Source organism: Ruminiclostridium papyrosolvens C7, assembly GCF_000421965.1.
Taxonomy (GTDB): Bacteria; Bacillota; Clostridia; order Acetivibrionales; family DSM-1351; genus Ruminiclostridium; species Ruminiclostridium papyrosolvens_A.
The window spans coordinates 1-1298 of the sequence record NZ_ATAY01000081.1 but is presented as its reverse complement, the minus strand read 5'-3'; the positions used below and the strand labels follow the sequence as shown (position 1 = coordinate 1298).

The 1298-nt window shown below is 48.6% G+C and carries 1 protein-coding gene; it reads right to left on the bottom strand.

Translation table 11 applies throughout. The features are described from left to right. Window positions 1-296 precede the first annotated feature (296 nt). Window positions 297-1298: IS4 family transposase (locus L323_RS35805; protein WP_020816500.1), on the bottom strand; the 1002-nt coding region annotated here is incomplete at its 5' end.

The following is a 1298-nucleotide window of genomic DNA, read 5'->3' as shown; positions in this document are numbered from 1 at the left end:
TAGCATGATGTCCTGCCTCGCTCGGTTGTCCCGATTCCTGCAAAAATACAGTTTTTGAGTAACTTTTATCGTAAAATAGCAAAAAACCTGCAAAAGTGCAGGCTTTTTGTTCGTTTAAAGCGAAATTGCACTAGCCTTGCATCTAAAGTGACATGGTATTCAATTAATTGTTAATCTTGGTTGTATCAACTTATTGGATTAAAATTTACCATTTCTATTTTCCGCCAATGTGCTAAAAGGGTAACAGGACGTGAAGTGTAGTCATGTTACCAAAAATTAGTAGATGAATCATTCGGTTACTCTAGTACCATCTTGACGCTCTTGAGCTTCAATGGATGTTTTCTCGGCCTTCCTGGCCGCCCTTTCTTACGCCGGCCTTTGGATGGCTTAGACGGCGGTCGTAACACAGCTTGTTGAAACTCTTCCCACGATCGCTCAGCATATAAGCGCATGCGTTTCAAGATCTGCCATAAGCTTAGATCCGTTTGCATCTCTAACTTGATCAACAGCACCAAGCTGTACGCGATCAGCGCCAGATAGATTTGGTTCCAGATGGCGGTCTGGTTTGCGCTGTAGATCTTCACCAGCCTCAGATGTTGCTTGATCCATTTGAAGAACAACTCGATCAACCATCGATAGCGGTAGATCTCGCTAATCTCTTGGGCAGAGCGATCCTGCACATTGGTCAGCAAGCGGTAGGTCCGTTTCTGCTCATCCGTAAACTCGATCAGTCGGGCTTGGAGGTGATGCGTCTGCTTCTGCTTATCGTTCCACTGGATCTCGACGTCCGCATCTAACGTGATGGGAGAACCCTCAGGAACCGCTCGCTGATGGAGGATGGTTACCTTGTTCTTGGTCTGCAATCTGGCCACGAACCTCATCTGTTGGTGAATCAGCGATTCATATAGCTCGTACTGGATATACCCGCGATCCATCACATGAATCGCATCGTCCGCCACCACCAGATCAAGAGCGACTTCCTGATCACTCACCGCCGCTGTGCTGTTGATGATCTTGCCGGGAAACACCGTTTCGCGATCGGCCACCACGAGCTGGGTATGGATCTTGACCGCATTTTGCTCTTTGCTCCAGTACGCCCAGCGTCCAGCTAGGGTGGGCAAGGTAAGCACGGTGGAGTCGAGAATCCGGAGCTTGCCGATATTCGGGATCCCTTGCTTCTGCTTGGTGATCTCCTGGATGCGTGCGATGTTGCAGAGAAAGATCGCTTGTAACAGATCCGTCGGGAGTTGCTTGATCTTTCGTGAAAGCTGAGAGGCACTGATCGACTTCAGATGGTC